At 70.3% G+C, this 19209-nt stretch carries 15 protein-coding genes and 1 pseudogene; 10 read left to right on the forward strand and 6 right to left on the reverse strand.

The annotated features are described in order from the left end of the window. The 3 genes and pseudogenes from VM306_RS36310 to VM306_RS36320 form a co-directional block, all read right to left on the reverse strand. Nucleotides 1–421 (reverse strand): annotated as a pseudogene (locus VM306_RS36310) (carbohydrate ABC transporter permease); the annotation flags it as partial. Continuing rightward, nucleotides 411–1334, reverse strand: coding sequence for a sugar ABC transporter permease (locus VM306_RS36315; RefSeq protein ID WP_325523122.1), 924 nt, complete (start codon nucleotides 1332–1334; stop codon nucleotides 411–413). The pseudogene VM306_RS36310 and the gene VM306_RS36315, both read right to left, overlap by 11 nt. Before the next feature lie 178 nt (nucleotides 1335–1512). Then, a complete protein-coding gene (locus VM306_RS36320; RefSeq protein WP_325523124.1) occupies nucleotides 1513–3045 on the reverse strand; it encodes a glycoside hydrolase family 43 protein in 1533 nt (510 codons plus the stop codon). Between the two features lie 394 nt (nucleotides 3046–3439). On the opposite strand from VM306_RS36320, the gene VM306_RS36325 reads away from it, so the two are divergent. Further along, entirely contained in the window at nucleotides 3440–4588 is a 1149-nt protein-coding gene (locus VM306_RS36325; RefSeq protein WP_325523126.1) for a hypothetical protein, read from the forward strand. A gap of 4 nt (nucleotides 4589–4592) precedes the next feature. Here the strand turns inward: VM306_RS36325 and VM306_RS36330 are convergent, their stop codons facing one another. Continuing rightward, entirely contained in the window at nucleotides 4593–5819 is a 1227-nt protein-coding gene (locus VM306_RS36330; protein WP_325523127.1) for an ROK family protein, read from the reverse strand. Nucleotides 5820–5957: 138 nt separating this feature from the next. Between VM306_RS36330 and VM306_RS36335 the strand changes: the two genes are divergently transcribed. The 9 genes from VM306_RS36335 (at nucleotide 5958) to VM306_RS36375 (ending at nucleotide 16784) form a co-directional block, all read left to right on the forward strand. Beyond that, complete coding sequence (locus VM306_RS36335) at nucleotides 5958–7613, forward strand: ABC transporter substrate-binding protein (RefSeq protein WP_325523130.1); 1656 nt, start codon at nucleotides 5958–5960, stop codon at nucleotides 7611–7613. A 1-nt stretch (nucleotide 7614) separates the two neighbouring features. After that, nucleotides 7615–8613, forward strand: coding sequence for an ABC transporter permease (locus tag VM306_RS36340; protein WP_325523132.1), 999 nt, complete (start codon nucleotides 7615–7617; stop codon nucleotides 8611–8613). After that, the gene (locus VM306_RS36345) at nucleotides 8610–10283 is read left to right on the forward strand and encodes a dipeptide/oligopeptide/nickel ABC transporter permease/ATP-binding protein (RefSeq protein WP_325523134.1); all 1674 of its coding nucleotides are present in this window, start codon (nucleotides 8610–8612) and stop codon (nucleotides 10281–10283) included. Before VM306_RS36340 ends, VM306_RS36345 begins: the two co-directional genes overlap by 4 nt. Continuing rightward, on the forward strand, nucleotides 10280–11035 hold the full coding sequence (locus tag VM306_RS36350) for an ABC transporter ATP-binding protein (protein ID WP_325523136.1): 756 nt from the start codon (nucleotides 10280–10282) through the stop codon (nucleotides 11033–11035). The genes VM306_RS36345 and VM306_RS36350 overlap by 4 nt, the downstream gene beginning before the upstream one ends. Then, nucleotides 11032–13473, forward strand: coding sequence for a glycoside hydrolase family 2 protein (locus VM306_RS36355; RefSeq protein ID WP_325523138.1), 2442 nt, complete (start codon nucleotides 11032–11034; stop codon nucleotides 13471–13473). The genes VM306_RS36350 and VM306_RS36355 overlap by 4 nt, the downstream gene beginning before the upstream one ends. Beyond that, nucleotides 13463–14293: a LacI family DNA-binding transcriptional regulator gene (locus tag VM306_RS36360; RefSeq protein ID WP_325523140.1), complete on the forward strand. Its 831-nt coding sequence runs from the start codon at nucleotides 13463–13465 to the stop codon at nucleotides 14291–14293. The genes VM306_RS36355 and VM306_RS36360 overlap by 11 nt, the downstream gene beginning before the upstream one ends. Before the next feature lie 7 nt (nucleotides 14294–14300). Then, nucleotides 14301–14708: an NUDIX hydrolase gene (locus tag VM306_RS36365; RefSeq protein ID WP_325523142.1), complete on the forward strand. Its 408-nt coding sequence runs from the start codon at nucleotides 14301–14303 to the stop codon at nucleotides 14706–14708. Between the two features lie 217 nt (nucleotides 14709–14925). Next, a complete protein-coding gene (locus tag VM306_RS36370) occupies nucleotides 14926–15456 on the forward strand; it encodes a DUF3887 domain-containing protein (RefSeq protein WP_325523144.1) in 531 nt (176 codons plus the stop codon). Nucleotides 15457–15482: 26 nt separating this feature from the next. Then, entirely contained in the window at nucleotides 15483–16784 is a 1302-nt protein-coding gene (locus tag VM306_RS36375) for a serine hydrolase (RefSeq protein ID WP_325523146.1), read from the forward strand. A 99-nt stretch (nucleotides 16785–16883) separates the two neighbouring features. On the opposite strand, the gene VM306_RS36380 is transcribed toward VM306_RS36375, so the two are convergent. Next, entirely contained in the window at nucleotides 16884–17777 is an 894-nt protein-coding gene (locus tag VM306_RS36380) for a cellulose binding domain-containing protein (protein ID WP_325523148.1), read from the reverse strand. 82 nt (nucleotides 17778–17859) lie between these two features. After that, on the reverse strand, nucleotides 17860–19020 hold the full coding sequence (locus VM306_RS36385) for a beta-ketoacyl synthase N-terminal-like domain-containing protein (RefSeq protein WP_325523150.1): 1161 nt from the start codon (nucleotides 19018–19020) through the stop codon (nucleotides 17860–17862). Nucleotides 19021–19209 lie beyond the last annotated feature (189 nt).

The following is a 19209-nucleotide window of genomic DNA, read 5'->3' on the forward strand; positions in this document are numbered from 1 at the left end:
TGTTGACCCAGCCGATGTTCGAGAACAGCACGTACTGCGGCACGATGATCACGTGGATCGGCAGCATGATCGTGCCGAGCATGATGCCGAACCACCACCGCTTGCCGCTGAAGTTCAGCCGGGCGAAGGCGTAGGCCGCCATCGAGCACGACACCAGGTTGCCGACGATGCAGCCCAGCACCAGGATCGTCGAGTTGACCAGGTACGTCCCGAACGACGGGTTGAGGGCGTTCCAGCCCTCCACGTAGTTCTCGGTGTGCAGGCTGTCGAGGATCAGGCCGGGGCTGCGGAAGATCTCGTCGCCGGGACGCAGCGAGCTCACGACCATCCACAGCACCGGGTACAGCATCACGAACCCGATCAGGACCAGGCCGAGGTGCTTCGCGGGGACCAGGAGCCGGCGGCGCAGTTCAGTCGTCATAGAACACCCAGTACTTCGCCGCCCAGAAGTTGATCGCGGTGAAGGCCGCGATGATCAGCAGCAGGAACCACGCCAGCGCCGACGCGTAGCCCATGTCGAACCGGCTGAAACCCTGCTGGTACAGGTAGAGCGTGTAGAACATCGTCGAGTCGGACGGCCCGCCCGTGCCGCCGGAGACGACGAACGCCTGGGTGAACGACTGGAACGCGTGGATGATCTGCAGCACCAGGTTGAAGAACAGGATCGGCGACAGCAGCGGCATCGTGATCCGCCGGAACCGCGACCACCAGCTCGCGCCGTCGATCGCGGCGGCCTCGTAGTACACCACCGGGATCTGCCGCAGCCCGGCCAGGAAGATGATCATCGGCGAGCCGAACGTCCACACGTTCAGCACGATCAGCGTGGACAGCGCGGTGTCCGGGTCGGAGATCCAGCCCCTGCCCTCGACGCCGAAGAGGCCCAGCACGCGGTTCACGAGTCCCTCGGTGCCGAAGACCTGCGTCCAGAGCACCGCGATCGCCACGCTCGACCCGAGCAGCGACGGCAGGTAGAACGCCGAGCGGTAGATCGCGAGCCCGCGCAGCCCCTTGTCGAGCAGCAGCGCGACGCCCAGGGCGCAAGCCAGCTGGAGCGGCACCGACACGAGCACGTAGGTGAACGTGACGCGCAGGGCGTTGTGCAGCCGTTCGTCGCTGAGGATGCGGGCGAAGTTGTCGAGCCCGATGAACCGCGGCGGCTGGATCAGGTTGTACTTGGTGAAGCCCAGCCCGAACGACGCGAGCACTGGACCGATCGTGATGAAGGCCAGTCCGGCGAACCAGGGTGCGAGGAACCAGAACGCGGCCTTGTTGTCGCGTTTGCGCACCTGCACTCCGCCGCGGCGCAGCTGACGCAGTTCGTCGAGAGCGCTCATGAACTCCTGACCTCGTCTGCTGGAAAACGCTTTCCGGAGTCTGCATCGGTGCTTCGCGCAGCGTCAAGCACGCCGTCGAACAGCGTCGAACGCCGACAGTCGAACGGACTGGTAACGGTTCGACTACGGTCTGCTGTGGACAGACTTCACCCGCGGATCGACCGCTGGACGAAACGATTCAGACGGACGGCCGGTACGTGAAGTCGGAAAAATCGGCCCAGGAGTCGCTCTCAGCACCGCCACCGGTCGCGTACAGTCCGATGTGGACACCGGTGAACCCGCCGGCGACAGGTGTGCTGAGCACCCTGCCGTCGAACGGCTCCCCCAGCGGCCGCCACACCGCCGAGCCCATCGCCACCAGCGCCTGGTGGCTCTGCCCGTGCGCCTCGAACCCCAGCCGCACGACGGAGCCGCCGACCTCGGTCCTCGCCAGCGGCTCGTCGCGTCCGCCCGCGCGCAGCACCAGCGAGACCTCTCCCCCGGAACCGAGCAGCAACCGGACGTGGTGGTCGTCGTTCTGCAGCAGCACCAGCCCGGCGGCCTCGGACGGTCCGCCCGGCCGGAACTCCAGTGCGCACGACACGTGGAAGTCCTGGTGCTGTTGACGCCGCAGCACGATGCTCGGGTTCGCCCGCTCGGTGATCGACTCCGGCCGCACGCGCAGCCGCAGGTGCCCCGGTCGTTCGGTCACCGACCAGAACCGCGACTCCGGCGTGCGCAGGAACATCCACTCACCCCCGAGCTCCGGTGACGAGAAGTCCTCGGGAGCGGCCGGCCACGGGTGGGCGGGCAGGTCCGGAACGGGATAGGACTCCTCGACACGTCCGGTGCCGGGGCTGAACACCGGACCGTCGGCCTCCCACGACACCGGGACGAGGAAGGTCTCGCGGCCCAGGTTGTAGTAGTAGCCGCCGTACGGGCGGGTCGCGAGCAGCACCGCGTACCACTGGCCGTGCTGCGTGCGCACCAGGTCCGCGTGCCCGACCGCCGCGATCGGGTGGTCCCGGCCGAGGTGGCGGTGGGTCAGCACCGGGTTCAGCTTGGAGGGGGCGTACGGGCCCGTGATGCTGCCGGAGGACGCCACGACGACGGAGTGCTCGAAGTCCGTGCCGCCTTCCGCGCACACCATCACATAGCGTCCATCCACTTTGTACACGTGCGGCGCCTCGAGCCACACCGATCCCCGCACGATGCCGTGGAGCACCACGTGTTCCTCGCCGACCAGCGCCAGCTTCGCGGGGTCGAACTCGCGCAGGTAGATCTCGTTGCGGCCGTTCTCGATCTCGCGGGTCGCGGTCCACCACGCGCGGCCGTCGTCGTCGAAGAACAACGACGGGTCGAACCCGTCGGCGTCGGGCAGCCACTGCGGCTCGGACCAGTCGCCGGCCGGATCGGTGGCCGTCACGACGAAGTTGCCGGACTCGCGCGTGCCGCCGACGAGCGTGCACACCACGTAGAACACGCCGTCGTGGTGCCGGATCGTCGGCGCGTACAGCCCGCCGGAGGCCCGCACGCCCTGCAACGGCAGCTGTGACGGCCGGTCCAGGACGTGCCCGAGCTGCCGCCAGTGCACCAGGTCGCGGCTGTGGTAGACCGGCAGTCCGGGGAAGTACTCGAACGTCGAGGTGACCAGGTAGTAGTCGTCCCCGGCACGGCACACCGACGGATCGGGGTGCGAGCCGGCCAGGATCGGGTTCGCGAACTGTGCCAAGGGAAGCTCTCCCACGCGTTTTCCCGGGCACGGTCGGGGGTGCGCAGCCGGGACCGGTGCCGCCTGCCCACGGCTGGTCCCGGCTGCGCGGGTGCTGCGGCGGTCCGCCGGATCGTCGCAGAGGTCGTCGTCCCGGAGTTCGGTTGTCTCGGAAGACCAGAGGCTCCCGCGCGTCCCGGGGTCGTGTCAATCGTTGTCGATAACGTTCCACACTACTCCGGCGCTCGCCATCTGAGACGTCACCCCGATTCGTCCCGCGCGACATGACAGCGCGAAAACGGCGGTGAACGCGCATCGATGAATTCGATCAGAGCGTCGTCGAACACCCGGTTCGACGCTAACGTGCCCGGCGCGCAACGCGATCCCGCTTCCCGGAAACCGAGGGAGATCTGCCATGTCCCGAACCAGGTGGCACGTGAGCGCGGTCGTCGCCGCGACGATGCTCGGAGGTGTGCCCGCGGCGGTGGCGGACACCGATCCACACGCCCTGGCCTGCGGCGACCGCGGCTACAACGCCGACGCCGTGCTCAGCGGCAGCACGTGGACCGCGCGCAACGGCGGCCGGACCGTCTACACGGGAACCGACATGCGCTCGGCCGTCCAGGCGGCGATCTCGAGCCTCACCTCGGGCCGCACGTCCAAGCAGTGGGTTCTGGTGCGCGGCAGCGGTTCCGTGAGCGCCGGCTCGCGGATCTCGTTGCCGAGCCACACCGGCATCGACGTCTGCGGCACCATCGACGTCACCGGCTCCGGTTCCGGCGACCAGGCCCCGATCTACTCCCGGGGCACCCGTGACGTCGAGGTCGGCTACCTCTCGGTGACCGGCCGCCCGTTGTACGGGATCTTCCTGCGCAACGTCGACAACGTGGTTCTCGGCCAGATCGACATGCGCCTCTCCGGCGGCCTCGGGGTGCGCATCGACAACCGCGGCGACACCAGCGTCCGCAGCCGCGACATCCGGATCGGCACCGTGTACGTCTCGGGCGCGAGCAGCCACGCCGTCGAGACCTACGGCGTGGACGGGCTCTCGATCGGCACGGTGACCGCGCGCGGCGTCGGCGAGTCCGGGCTGCTGCTCAACGAGACGATCAACGCCACCGTCGGCACCGTGGACGCGGAGAACGCCGGAGCGGGCACCGGGTACGCGGCCTTCCGCACGGCCAACCGCAACGGCCGCATCGGGAGCGGCTACGCCACCAACGTCCGGGTCGGCACCGTCCGGGCGCGGGGTGGCGGCCGCGGCGTGTTCTGCGTGTCGGAGAGCGGCGGGCTGACGATCGACCGGCTCGACCTCGCGAACACCGGCAACAACGCCGTCCTGATCGAGAACTGCTACAACGTGACCCTCGCGGCGCAGAGCGGGACCGTGTCCGGCGGCGGCGAGATCCGCCTCGCCGCGCGCACGGAGTTCCCGAACAACAGCGACATCACCGTGCAGAACCTGACGGTGACCAACTCGTCGGTGCGCGAAAGCCCTTGTGGCACCAACACGACGTTCCGCGACATCCAGCTGAACAACAGCAGCATGAACGTCTGCCCGTGACGGGTCAGCGTGCGTGCTGGAACACCGGTGGCTCGTCCGCCGCCAGGTCGTCCGGCAGCCGCAGCCCCTGGGTGCGGGGAACGAGCTCCGACTGCAGCACGATCGCCGCGGCGCCGATCGCGGCCGCCGACGCCGCTGACGGCGACAACCGCACGGAGACCGGGTGCGCGCCCCGTGCGACGAACGCCCTGTCGAGCTCCTCCCGCAGCACCGGCAGGTAGATCGAGCCCGCGATCGCGAAGCTCGGGCCGGTGAGCACCAGCACCTCGAGGTCGAGCGCGTTGGCGAGCGTGCGGGCGGCGGCCGCCACGTACCGCGCGGACCGTTCCAGCAGGGCCAGCGCCCGCGCGTTGCCCTGGCGCGCGGCCCTGCTGATCGCGGCGAAGTCGGTGGCGACCGGCGTGGCGGGGCGGGTCCTGCCGCCGACCAGCCCGGCCGCGCGGGTCAGCGCCCGGTCCTCCCGCGCCCGCGCGACGACGGCGGCGGGCCCGGCCAGCACCTCCAGGCACCCCCGCGCACCGCACCGGCACGGCGGGCCGTCGAGGTCGAGGCAGGCGTGGCCGATCTCGCCGGCGTGCCCGCTGGGGCCGCGGTGCGTCGTGCCGCCGAGCACCACCCCGGCACCGATGTCCGACCCCATGTACAGCGCGGCGAACGTCGCGGTCGCGCCCACGCCGCCGGACCAGTGCTCGCCGATCGCCGCCGCCGTCGCGTCGTTGTCCAGCACGACCGGCAGGCCCGTGGCGCGTTCGAGCTCCAGGCCGAACTCCGACGGGCGGGCCGAGACGAGGCCCAGCCCGAGGATGCGGTCCCGGTCGACGCCGACGCTGTCGATCAGCGCGCCGACCTCACGGGTCATCCTGGCGACGACGGCCGCGGGCTCCTCGCTCGCGGCCCCGGCACGGGAGATGCGGGCGACGACCGCTCCGCCGAGGTTCGTCAGCACGTAGGTGATCCGCGCGTCGTCGAGGTGCACGCCGATGGCGTAGCGCGCGAAGTGGTTGAGCTGCAGCATGACCCGGCGCTTGCCGCCGGTGGACTCGGCGTGCCCGGTCTCGGCGACCAGCCCCTCGTCGATCAGCCCGCGCACGACCGTGGAGATCGTCCCGCCGGTCAGCCCGCTGGCGTTGACCAGGCCGACCCTGCTGATCATGCCCGCGGCGCGGATCAGGTCCAGCACGGCCGCCCTGGTGCTCGCGTGGGTCACCCGCGCCGGTCCGCTCACGTTCACGCCTCCGTCCGTCGTCGAACGACGAACTTGCTCCATCGACGACCAGCGTCAAGTAAAGCACCCCGAGCCGTTGACTTTCTTTGTTTAGTAACTGAAGAATCTCGCCCCGCAGCATCCCAGCCAAGGGGAGGATCAACGATGTTCCTGCTGAAGCGGCTCTGCGCACTGGGTCTGACGGTGGTCGTCGCGGCCGGTTGTGCCTCGTCGGGCGGCGGCCAGGCCGACGACACGCTGGTCGTCTACACCGGCCAGGCCGGCGACTTCCAGCTCAACTTCAACCCGTACGCGCCGACCCAGATCGAGGGTCCCGGCACGATCTACGAACCGCTGTTCTTCTACAACATCGCCAAGGACCAGCCACCGAAACCGATGCTCGGCACGGCGTTCGAGTGGAACTCCGGCGGCACCGAGCTGTCGATCACCCTGCGCGACGACGCCACCTGGTCCGACGGGCAGAAGTTCACCGCGAAGGACGTCGTCTTCACCCTCGGCATGGTCGCGAAGACCCCCGCGATGAACAAGACCGGCTTCAAGGGCACGGCCACCGCCGTCGACGACACGCACGTGGTCGTCGAGTTCCCCGAACCGTCCTACATGGACGGACCGCAGGTGCTCGGCCAGCTGTGGATCATGCCGGAGCACATCTGGAAGAACTTCCCCACCCCGGCCACCGAGGTGAACCAGAACCCGGTGGGCACAGGCCCGTTCACGCTCGGCGACTTCAAGGCGCAGTCGTTCACGCTCAAGGCCAACCCGAAGTACTGGGGTGGTGAGCCCGCGGTCAAGCAGGTCCGGTACCTGTCGCTGTCGGGCAACCAGGCCGGTGTCGACGCGCTGAAGGCGGGCTCGGTCGACTGGCAGACCGGCCCGATCCCCGACATCAAGGACATCGAGGAGAACTACCCCGGCTACAAGGCGATCACGTTGCCGCTCAACCAGGTCGCGCTCTTCACGTGCTCCAACGCGCAGCTCGGCTGCCAGGGCGCGCAGACCGACCCGGCGGTGCGCAAGGCGATCTACTACGGGATGAACCGGACCCAGATCAACTCGCTGGCGTTCCAGAACGTCAACAGCGAGATGTCCCCCGGCTACACGCTCCTACCGCGCGACAACGCGCTCGTGTCGAGCAAGCTCACCGACCGCCTGGCGCCGATGAACCCCGACGTCGCCAAGGCCGACCAGCTGCTCACCTCGGCCGGGTACGCCAAGGGCGGTGACGGCATCTACGCCAAGGACGGCAAACCCCTGGCGCTGACCGTGAAGGTGGTCGCAGGCTGGACCGACTACATCACCGCGCTGGAGACGATGAGCCAGCAGCTGCTCCAGATCGGCGTGAAGCTCACCCCGCAGCAGCTGTCGTGGAACGAGTGGGCCGACGCGCGCGGCCGCGGCCAGTACGAGCTGCTGATCGACTCGGTGGAGCAGGGCCCCGCGCCCGACCCGTTCTACACCTACAGCTACTTCTTCTCCACGGCGACGACGGCGCCGGTCGGGCAGGCCGCCATCCCGAACTACTCCCGGTTCAGCAACGCGGTGGTCGACCAGGCCGTCGCCGAGCTGAAGAAGACCGACCGCGGCGACCCCTCCCGGCAGCAGCACTACGACGCCATCCAGGTCGAGCTGGAGAAGTCCATGCCGTACATCCCCGTCCTCACCGGCGGCATCCCCAGCGAGTTCAACGCCAAGGGGTTCACCGGCTGGCCGACCAAGGACGACCTGTACGCGTTCCCGGCCGTGTGGAAGCGGCCCGACGCCTCGCAGGTGTACGTGAAGCTCAAGCCCGCCGGACAGTGACATGGGCTACCACCTGCGCAAGCTCGCGTTCTACCTGACCGCGCTGTGGGCGGCGGTGACGCTGAACTTCGTCATCCCGCGCATGCTGCCGGGCAACCCGGTGGACATCCTGATGGCCAAGCTCCAGCAGCGCGGCGGGAGCGTCGACCCCGCCGCGCGGCAGGCCTACGAGACGTTGCTCGGCACCGGCGGGCGCGAGTCGTTCGCCGAGGAGTACCTCGCGTACCTGGGCAACCTGCTGCGCGGCGAGCTCGGCGTGTCGGTCAGCGCCTTTCCCGCGAAGGTGTCCGACGTGATCGCGGGCTCGCTGCCGTGGACCGTCGTGCTGGTCGGGCTCGCGACGCTGCTGTCGTTCGTGCTCGGCATCGGGCTCGGCGCCGTCGTCGGGTGGAAGCGCGGCACGTGGCTCGACTCGCTCGTGCCCGCCACCACGATGCTGTCGGCGGTGCCGTACTTCTGGCTCGCGCTGATCCTGGTCGCGGTGCTCTCGTCCGGTCTCGGCTGGTTCCCGCTCAACGGCGGCTACGACGTCGTGCTCGATCCCGGCTGGGATGCCGAGTTCCTCGGTTCCGCGATCTACCACGGCACGTTGCCGGCGTTGACGATCGTGATCTCGTCGGTCGGCGGGTGGCTGCTGGGCATGCGCAACATGATGGTCTCGGCGATGTCGGAGGACTACGTGCTGACCGCGCGGGCGAAAGGGCTGCGCGGCAGCCGGGTGATGATCCGGTACGCGGCCCGCAACGCCGTGCTGCCCTCCGTCGCCGGGTTCGCCATCTCGCTCGGCTTCGTGGTGTCCGGGTCCATCGTCACCGAGCAGGTCTTCTCCTACCCCGGCATCGGGTCGAAGCTGCTGCAGGCCGTGCAGAACAACGACTACGCGCTCATGCAGGGAATCTTCCTGGTGATCACGATCGCGGTGCTCGGCGCCAACCTGGTCGTGGACCTGCTGTACGGCCTGGTCGACGCCCGCACGAGGGATCGGAGCACCGTGTCATGACCCGTTCCCCCAAGCTCGTCACCGGCCTGGTGCTGGCAGGTCTGGTCGTCCTCTTCGGACTGGTGGGACCGCTGCTCACCGGCGACCCGGCGCTGATCAGGGACAGCGGCCTCACCCCGCCCGGTGGCGAGCACGTCCTCGGCACCACGCTCACCGGTCAGGACGTCCTCGCCCAGCTCGCCCACGCCACCCGCGGGTCGCTGTGGATCGGCCTGCTCGTCGGGGTCATGGCCACGGTGCTGTCCGGGGTCTTCGGCATCGTCGGCGCGTACGCGGGCGGGCTCGTGGACGAGGTCTTCTCCTTGTTCTCCAACGTGATGCTGGTGATCCCGGGCCTCCCGCTGGTGATCGTGGTCGCCGGCTTCGTGCCTGCCGACCAGCGCGGCACGTCGACGATCGCGATCGTGCTCGCGATCACCGGCTGGGCCGCGGCCGCCCGTGTGCTGCGCGCGCAGACGTTGTCGTTGCGCACCAGGGACTACGTGGCCGCGGCGCGGGTGTCCGGCGAGAAGACCTGGCGGGTGATCGGCGTGGAGATCCTGCCGAACCTGCTGCCGATCCTCGCCTCCCAGTTCGTGTTCGCCGTCGTGCTCGCCATCCTGAGCGAGGCGGGGCTGTCGTTCCTCGGACTGGGCGCGGCGAACTCGTCGACGCTCGGCACGATGCTCTACTACGCGCAGAACGGGTTCGCGCTGCAACGCGAGGCCTGGTGGTGGTTCGTGCCGCCCGGTCTGGTCATCGCGCTGTTCGGCGGCGCGCTGTCGCTGATCAACTTCAGCATCGACGAGATCGTCAACCCCGCGTTGCGCGACCGCGAGCGACGCCGCAGCGACGTGGTGGCCGCCGACCACGCTCCCCCGGATCCGGACGCCGTGCTCACCGTCCGCGACCTCGACGTCGTCTACCAGGGCGCGAACCCCGTGCACGCGGTCAAGAACGTGTCGCTGACGTTGCGCAGGGGCGAGATCCTCGGGCTGGCGGGCGAGTCGGGCTGCGGCAAGACCACCCTGGCCTACGCGATCAACCGCCTGCACCGGCCACCGGCCGAGGTCACGTCCGGGTCCGTCACGTTCGACGACGTCGACGTGCTGGCGCTGGGACCGGAGGAGCTCAGGCGGTTCCGGTGGGCCAGGCTGTCCATGGTCTTCCAGGGCGCGATGAACTCGCTCAACCCCGTCACCACGGTCCGCGCGCAGCTCGAGGACGTCCTGCTCACCCACCGTCCCGGCATGTCCGCCCCTGACCGGGAGGCACGCTGCGTGGAGGTGTTCCGGCTCGTCGGCGTCGACCCGGCCCGCCTCGGCGCGTACCCGCACGAGCTGTCCGGCGGCATGCGGCAACGCGTCATGATCGCCATGGCGCTGCTGCTCGAACCGCAGGTCATGATCATGGACGAACCCACCACCGCGCTGGACGTCCTGGTGCAGCGGGAGATCCTGAACGAGATCAAGCGCCTGCGGGACGAGCTGCGGTTCGCGGTCGTGTTCATCACGCACGACCTGCCGTTGCTGCTGGAGCTGAGCGACAGGATCGCGGTGATGCGCGACGGCGAGGTCGTCGAGTACGCCGACGCCGAGGACCTGTACCTGCGGCCACAACACCCGTACACCCGTCAGCTGCTGGCGTCGTTCCCCAGCCTGACGGGAGAAGCAGGAGCGCTGATCCGATGACCACCCTGGAAGTGCGGGGCCTGTCCAAGACCTTCCACTCCTTCCGCGCGGTCGACGACGTGTCGTTCACGCTCACCTCCGGCCGCACGGTCGCGCTGGTCGGCGAGTCCGGGTCCGGCAAGTCGACCATCGCGCGGATGATCGCCAAGCTGGTCCGGCCCACGTCCGGGGAGATCGTGCTGACCGGCCGGGACGGTGAACCCGTTCCGGCGCGCGGCTACCGCGACCACGTGCAGATGATCTTCCAGGACCCGTTCGCCTCGCTCAACCCTTTCCACACGGTCGAACACCACCTGGCCCGGCCGTTGCGGCTGCACGGGAAGTCCGTGGACGAGATCCCGCACCTGCTGGAACGGGTGAGCCTCAGCCCGGCCCTCGCGGCACGCCGGCCGCACGAGCTCTCCGGCGGCCAGCGCCAGCGCGTGGCCATCGCCCGCGCCCTGGCGCCGGGTGCCAGGGTGGTCATCGCCGACGAACCGGTGTCCATGCTGGACGTCTCGATCCGGCTGGGCGTGCTCAAGCTCCTCGCCCGCCTGCAGCGGGAGGAGGACCTCGCCGTCCTCTACATCACGCACGACCTGGCGACCGCCCGGCACTTCTCCGACGAGGTCCTGGTGATGCACCGCGGCCGGATCGTCGAACGCGGGCCGAGCGACGACGTGCTCGTGCGTCCCCAGGACCCGTACACCCGGCTGCTCGCCGCCGCCGCGCCGAACCCCGAAACCCGCTTCCGCCAGGGAGGTCCGTCTTGATCCGGCAGTACCTGCACGACGGCTGGCAGCTGACCGCGACGACGAACGAGGTGCCGGGCAACGTCCGGGGCCGCACCGTCCCCGCGACCGTGCCCGGCAGCACCCACCTCGACCTGCTCGCGTCCGGCCTGATCACCGACCCGTTCCTCGACAGGGCGGAGGCGGAGCTGGCGTGGACGCACCGCACGGACTGGCGCTACAGCACCACGTTCCTCGCCGCCGCCTCCTCCGACGACCGCGCCGATCTCGTGTTCGACGGCCTCGACACGGTGGCCGCGATCGAGCTGAACGGGCACGTGCTCGGCCACACGGCGAACATGCACCGCAGCCACCGCTTCGACGTGCGGGAGTTCCTCGTGGACGGGTGCAACGACCTGACGGTGTCGTTCTCGTCCGCGCTGACGCACGCGGAGAAGGTCGAAGCCGCGCTCGGACGGCGCGAGCACGTCAACACCCACCCGTTCAACATGGTCCGCAAGATGGCGTGCAGCTTCGGCTGGGACTGGGGACCGGACCTGCAGACCGCGGGCATCTGGCGGCCGGTGCGGCTGGAACGCTGGCACACCGCGAGGTTCGCGCTCCTCCGCCCGGTCGTGACCGTCGCGGGCCGGACCGGCCGGGTCGAGCTGCACGCCGAGATCGAGTGGGCGCGGCAGGAGGACCTGACGCTGCGGATCACCGTGGGCGCCCACGAGCGCATCGTCCGCGTTCCCGCCGGACAGACCACCGTGACCGCCCGGCTGGACGTTCCCGACGTCGACCTGTGGTGGCCGGTCGGACACGGCACCCAGCCGCTCTACGACCTGAACGTGACGCTGCACAGCGGTTCCGGGCTCGTGGACAGCGCCGAGAAGCGGATCGGGTTCCGCACGATCACCGTCGACACGACACCGGACGAGATCGGCACGCCGTTCACGGTCGTGGTGAACGACAAGCCCCTCTTCGTCAAGGGCGCCAACTGGATTCCCGACGACCACTTCCTCACCCGCGTCACCCGCGACCGGCTCGCCAGGAGGGTCGACCAGGCCGTGGGCGCGCACGTCAACCTGCTGCGGGTCTGGGGCGGCGGCATCTACGAGTCGGACGACTTCTACGACGTCTGCGACGAACGCGGAGTCCTCGTCTGGCAGGACTTCCCGCTCGCGTGCGCCGCGTACCCGGAGGAGGAACCGGTGCGCGGCGAGCTCGAGGCCGAGGCCCGCGAGAACGTCGTGCGGCTGATGTCGCACGCCTCGCTGGCGTTGTGGAACGGCGGCAACGAGAACCTGTGGGGCTTCGCCGACTGGGGCTGGCCGGAGCAGCTCGACGGCCGCACCTGGGGCCTCGGCTACTACGACGACCTGCTGCCGGGGATCGTGGCCGAGCTCGACCCGGCCCGGTTCTACTGCCCCAGCAGCCCGTTCGGCGGCCCGCACCCCAACGACGAGGACCACGGCACCCGGCACGACTGGCAGGTCTGGAACCAGGTCGACTACACGCGCTACCGCGACCACGTGCCGCGGTTCTGCTCGGAGTTCGGCTTCCAGGGCCCTCCCACGTGGTCCACGCTCACCCGCTGGGTCCACGACCAGCCGCTCACCCCGTCGTCACCGAGCTTCCTGGCGCACCAGAAGGCCGAGGACGGCAACGGCAAGCTCGACCGCGGCCTCGCGGCGCACCTGCCGGTGCCGTCGCGGTTCGAGGACTGGCACTGGGCGACGCAGCTCAACCAGGCGCGGGCGGTGAGCTTCGGCGTGGAGCACTACCGCTCGTGGTGGCCGCGCACCGCGGGTGCCGTCGTCTGGCAGCTCAACGACTGCTGGCCCGTCACGTCCTGGGCGGCGATCGACAGCGAGGAGAGGCTGAAGCCGCTCTGGTACGGCCTGCGGCACGCGTTCGCGCCGCACCTGCTCACCTTCCAGCCCCGCGGCGACCGGCTCGTGCTCGTCGCCGTGAACGACCACGACGAACCGTGGGACGTGCACCTCACCCTCGACCGGCAGACGTTCCGGGGCGTCACGCTGCACCTGACTAGACTGCGCGGGAGGGTGCCGGCCAGGTCCGTGGTCGAGCTGGAACTGGACGAGGCGCTGCTGACGCCGGTGAACGAGGACGCGGAGGTGGTGGTGGCGACGACCGCCGAAGCCCGCGCGATCCACCTGTTCCGGGAGGACACCGAGCTGGCCTACGACCCCGCTCCCCTTGCCGCACAGGCGGAAGCGGTGCGCGGCGGCTACGAGGTCGAGGTGCGCGCCGGCTCGTTCGCCCGCGACGTCGCGATCCTGGCCGACCGCGTCGCACCGGACGCCGTGGTCGACGACCTGCTGGTCCCCATGCCGGCAGGAGAGGTCCGCGTGTTCCACATCCGCACGGACGCGTCCGTCGACCCGGCGGCGTTCACCGGCCCGCTGGTGCTGCGCTGCGCCAACGACCTCCGCGCGGTGCCCGGTGCGAGCTGAGCCGACCGGCGCGATCGGCCTGGTGCTGGCCCGCCCGGCCCGGCTGCTGGGCGTGGAGCCGTTCTTCATGGAGTTCATCGCGGGCATCGAGGAACGGCTGGCCGAACGCGACCTGTCCGTCCTGCTGCACGTGGTGGCGGACCACGAGGCCGAGACGGCCGCGTACCGCCGCTGGGCGGCCCGCGGCCTGGTCGACGCCGTCGTGGTGGTGAACCCCGTGCTGGACGACCCGCGCCCGGCCGTGCTGCGGGAGATCGCGCTGCCGGCGGTCGTCGTCGGCGACTCGGACCTGCCGTGCGTCCGCACCGACCACGCCGGCCCGGTCGCCGAGGCCCTGGGCCACCTGCTGGAACTCGGCCACCGCCGGATCGCCAGGGTCACCGGCCCCAGCGCCCTGCTGCACACGCGGGCCCGCACCTCGGCGTTGGTCGAGGGCTGCGCGGCGGCGGGCATCGAGCCGGTGATCGTCGAGGGCGACTACTCCGAGGAGGCGGGCGCGAAGCTGACGACGTCGCTGCTGACCGGCCCCGAGCCACCGACGGCGATCCTGTACGACAACGACGTGATGGCCGTGGCCGGTCTCGCAGCAGCCGCGGCTCTCGGCGTCGAGGTGCCGTCCGGCCTGAGCCTCGTGGCGTGGGACGACTCGACGTTGTGCCGCCTGGCCTCCCCCGCCCTGACGACGATGAGCGTGGACGTGCACCAGTTCGGCACGACGGTGGCGGACTCGCTGCTGGAACTGGTGGACGGCGTTCCCGTGGTGCAGCGCTGGTCCCCCACCGCCCGCTACGTGCCGCGCGGCACGACGGAGTCCGTTTAGGAGACACGTGGACGAGGGCACGAACATCGTGATGGTCAACCCGGCGGGCGAGGTGCTGCTGTACCTGCGCGACGACAAGCCCACGATCAAGTTCCCGGACACGTGGTGCCTGCCCGGCGGCTACGTCGAGCCCGGCGAGCAACCGCACGAGTGCGTCACGCGCGAGATCGAGGAGGAGATGGGCGTCGTGCTGGACGACGTGCGGCCGCTGGTCTCCGCGACCCGCTCGTACGGCGTCGAGCACACGTTCTGGACTCGGGTCGACCTCGACCTGTCCGAGGTGGTGCTCACCGAAGGTCAGCGGCTGAGGTGGTTCAGCAGGGACGAGACCGCCTCGACCGCGCTCGGGTACGAGGACAACGCGATCCTCGCGGACTTCTTCGACCGGCTGGACCGCGGCGACCTGCCCGGCTGACCATTCCGTGCTGCCCCGGTCAGCACGTTTTACTATTTCGTGCGCTACCCTCGACCCCATGAACTGCGCAGCCTGCGGCACACCGTTGCCGTCTCGCACTGGAGCAGGCCGACACCGCCGGTTCTGCAACGCGACGTGCCGGAGCGCCGCCCGCCGACAGCGCGCGCACGTAAAGAATGACTTGACAGAGCCGCAGCGTCAATCCATTCTTGACACCGTGCCGCACGGTCCTCTGGCGGCGGTGAGCGAGGCGTTGCGGAGGGTGCGCGACGCCGAGACGACACTGCGGGACGCCGTCGAGGCGGCCAGGGAGGCCGGGCACACCTGGCAGGAGATCGGCGACCTGCTGGGCACCAGCCGGCAGGCCGCTTTCCAGCGGTTCGGCCGGCCGACCGATCCGACGACGGGCGCGTCGCTGGCGGAGCTGAAGCTGCCGGACGCGGTCCAGCGCGCAGAGGCGCTCGTGGCCGAGATCGTCGAGTGCCGGTGGCACGAGGTGCGCCGGGACTTCGACGAGCCCATGCGCGACGCGGTCGACGAGGAGAAGCTGCGGGTCGCCTGGGCGCAGGTGGCCGGGTCGGTCGGCGGCTACGAGCGGATGGGACAGCCGTACGCGTGGTCGGCGGGTGAGTACACGCTCGTCCACGTGCCGCTGGCGTTCGAGGCCGGCGAACGGACCGTGCAGGTGACCTACCGCGAGAACGGACAGGTGGCCGGGCTGCTGATCCAGCCGCCCGACCCGGGGTGAGACGCGGTTCTGAAACGGGGGAAACGATGAGAACAGCTTTGATCAGCGTGCTCGTGGTCCTCGCGGCACTGGTGGCTCCGGCCGCCCACGCCGCCGAGGTGCCCACGGCGGGGGATCAGCTCGAATGGGTGGTCGACGCCACCGGCCGCGTGCCGGTGGCGGAAACCGAGATACGGCACCACATCGCGGAGGTCCTGCTGAACGCGGCAGGCGGCCCGGCGGGCATCAACGCCGCGCTGACCGGCCTCGGCCGGCTCGAGGTGAAACGGATCGTCACCGAGACGCCCGACCACGTCCAGGCGGCGGTCCGCGGTCCGGTGGACGACTACCTGCTGGACCTCCACGTCGACCAGACCGGTCTCCTCGACGGCCTGCGGGCGACGCCGGACGCGCCGGTGCCGTCATCGTGGCAGGAGGTGGACAGCCAACTCGCCGCGCTCGGCGGCCGAGTCTCGTTCGGCGCGTCGGAAATCCTGCCGGACGGACGTTGCCGCGACGTGCACGGCCTGAACGACGACGTGCAACGACCACTGGGCTCGGCCTTCAAGCTCTACGTCCTCGGCGCACTCGGCCAGGCGGTCGCGGAGCACAGGGCGTCGTGGACCGACCAGCTCGCGATCCGCGAGGACTGGAAGAGCCTGCCGTCGGGCGTGCTGCAGAACCAGCCGGCCGGCACCAGGCTCCCGCTGACGGAGTACGCCGACAAGATGATCTCCATCAGCGACAACACCGCCACCGACCACCTGATCCACCACCTCGGCCGCGACGCCGTGCAGCGACAGGTGAAGGCGTTCGGCAACCAGCGGCCGTCGGCGAACACCCCGTTCCTGACGACCAAGGCGCTGTTCGAGCTCAAGGCCACCACGCGGTACCCGGCGCGAGCCGACGCCTACCTGGCACTCCCCCGCTGGGCACGTCCAGCGGCGCTCACCGGCCTGGAACGGCTCCCGCTCACCGGCCTCACCGGCTGGCCAGAGCCGCGCAAGATCGACGAGATCGAGTGGTTCGGCTCGCCGGACGACCTCTGCCGCGCGTTCTCGGGGCTGCGGAAGCAGAACCAGCCGGAGATCGGGCACGCCCTGTCGCTCAACGACGGCGGCCTCGGCCTCGACAGGGCGGCGTTCCCGGAGGTCTGGTTCAAGGGCGGCAGCGAACCCGGCGTGCTGACCCTGAACTACCTGGCACGCACGGCCGACGGCCGCTCGCTGGTCACCAGCGTCATGGTGTCGGACCCGGTCGCGCCGTTGAACGAAGCCCACGTCGTGGCTCAGGGCATCGCTGTCGCCAAGGGCGCGGTGGCGTTGCTGGCGGCCGCGCCGCGTCGGTGACGGTGCGCGGAGGCTGACCGGACGGGTGTGGTTCGGGTCGACGGCCCTCGGACGAGGGCCGTTCGCCGGCCACCGGCGGCATGGTGTCGAACACCAGCTCTAGCCGACCGAGCACTGGGTCCCGTCGAGCGTGAACGCCCCCGGAGCCCGGTGCGAGCCGCGCGAGCTGCCGTTGTACCCGAACTGCACCGACGAGCCGGCCGCGATCTTCGGGTTGTAGCCGGCGTTCGCGGCGCTCACCGCAGGCCCGTACTGCCGGCCCGTGGCGTCCCACATCTCCCGGATGCTCTCGCCGCCCGAGAACGCCCAGCGCAGCACCCAGCCGTCGACCGCGGCGGTGCCGGTGTTGCGGACCGTCACGCTGACCTGGAACCCGCCCTGCCACTGGTTGACGACCCGGTACGTGACGGCACAGGCCTTCGCGGGCGGAGGTGGCGGGGGTGTGGTCGTCGGGCGCGGTGGGGTCGTGGTGGGAGCCGTCGTCGTGGTCGGCGCGGGCTTGGACGTGTCGGAGCCGTCGCACGGCGGCCCCCACAGGCCTCGTCGCGCGGCCTGGGCCTCGTCACGGGCGTCGACCAGCGGGCCGCCGTCCACGCCTTCCGGTCTGAGCGCGCCCTGCCGCACGGCGAGGACGGCGTAGTCGGTGCCGTCCTCCAGCTCCAGGTCCACCTCGCCGAGCGTGACGCCGGTGTAGCGGACGGACCTGGCCAGCAGGGTCGAGCGGGCGAAGTTCAGCGCGGCCCCGGCGAAGCACTCCTTCGGTTCGGCCAGCAGGGCGATGCGCACCTTCGTGCCGTCGGCGAGCTCGACCGTGCGGCCGTCGACCACGTCGCGCACCACGGTGATCACGTCCTGCGGTGGCACGATCTCGTTGACGAGCGTCGGCGGTTTCAGCGGGACGGTGCTGGTGGACGGCACCGGTGCCGGTTCGGCCGTGCAGGCCGTCGCGAGCAGGGCCACCGACACGAGCACGTGCTTGCGCAGCACCGTCACACTCCCGACTGTTGGCGCGGAACGTCCTCATGCGACTCCCCAGCTGGAGTGTCGGTCCAGCTGATCACCGCGTTACCGGTGATCAGGCGGGCGGCGCCAGCACGATGGCCGAGTTGTGGCCGCCCATGCCCAGCGACGACTTGATCGTGAGGCCGTCTGCGACCGGCGTGAGGCCGTTCAGCAGGGCCGGGTGTCCGGACGCGACGACCGGCGGTGCCGGGATCACGCCCCGGTCGTAGCCCATCGCGGTGACCGCGGCCTCGATCGCCGACGCCGCGCCCTGGCAGTGGCCGGTCAGCGGTTTCACCGAGTAGAGGCCGGTCTCCGGTCCGAAGAGCTGCTCCAGCACGGCGGCCTCGGCGGCGTCGCACTGCGCGGTGCCGGGGCCGTGCGCGTTGAGGTAGCGGATGTCGGCGGCGCTCACGCCGGCGTTGTCCAGCGCGTCGGTGAAGCACCCCAGGACCTGCTCGAGCCCGGGGTCGATCGAGGTCACGTGGTAGGCGTCGTGCGACATCGCGCCGCCGAGCGTGAGGGCGTACGGGCGGGCGGCCCGTCGGGAGAGGACGAACGCGACCGACGCCTCGCCCATCACGAACCCCCTGCTGCCCTGCTGGAACGGACGGCACGCGTCGAGCGGCTCGGCGTCCACGATCGCCACTCCCAGCCGGACGAAGTGGTCGACGTTCTCGGGCGTGAGGGAAAGATCCGTCGCCACGAACACGACGTCGTCGACGATTCCCGCGTCCAGCCATGCTTTCGCGGTGATCAGTCCGGCGTTGCCGGACGCGCACATCGCCGAGACGTTCATCGCGGGGCCGTGGAAACCGTACTCCTGCATGAACGTCGACATCGGAGTGGACGGCATCAGCGCCAGGTAGTCGCGCACGGGCAGCCTGCCGCCGCGCGTGATGTAGAAATCGCGCCACAGGTCGACCTCGCCCAGCACCACGGCGTGCAGCAACCCGACCCGGCGGCCCGGCTGCCAGCCTCGGGTACCGGCGTCCTCGATGGCCTCCCTGGCGGCGGCCCGCATGGCCTGCGCGAACCTGCCGGGACCGTCCACCGGGTCACCGTCGTCGCCGACTCTCGCAGCCCAGACCGTGTCACCCGGAGCTCTGCCCAGCTCCGGCACGACGGCGGCCGCCGTCCTGCCGCTCGCCAGACCGTCCCACAGCGACCGGCGGCTCCAGCCGTACGCGCTGACCACGCCGATTCCGCAGATCCCCACACCTCGAGCGACCATGTTCCGCTCCCCCACACCGAGGGCCGACACCTCTAACACCAGGGTAACGGGCACGAGCACCTCGCGGTGAACCGATTCATCGGTCTACAATGGACATTCGAAGTCGGCCCCTGACCATGCGGACGGATTCGGTTACCGATATAACGGCACACCATGTTCACGCCAGACGGATGCGCCTCCTGTCGGCTG

The organism is Lentzea sp. (genome assembly GCF_035525475.1).
GTDB lineage: Bacteria > Actinomycetota > Actinomycetes > Mycobacteriales > Pseudonocardiaceae > Lentzea.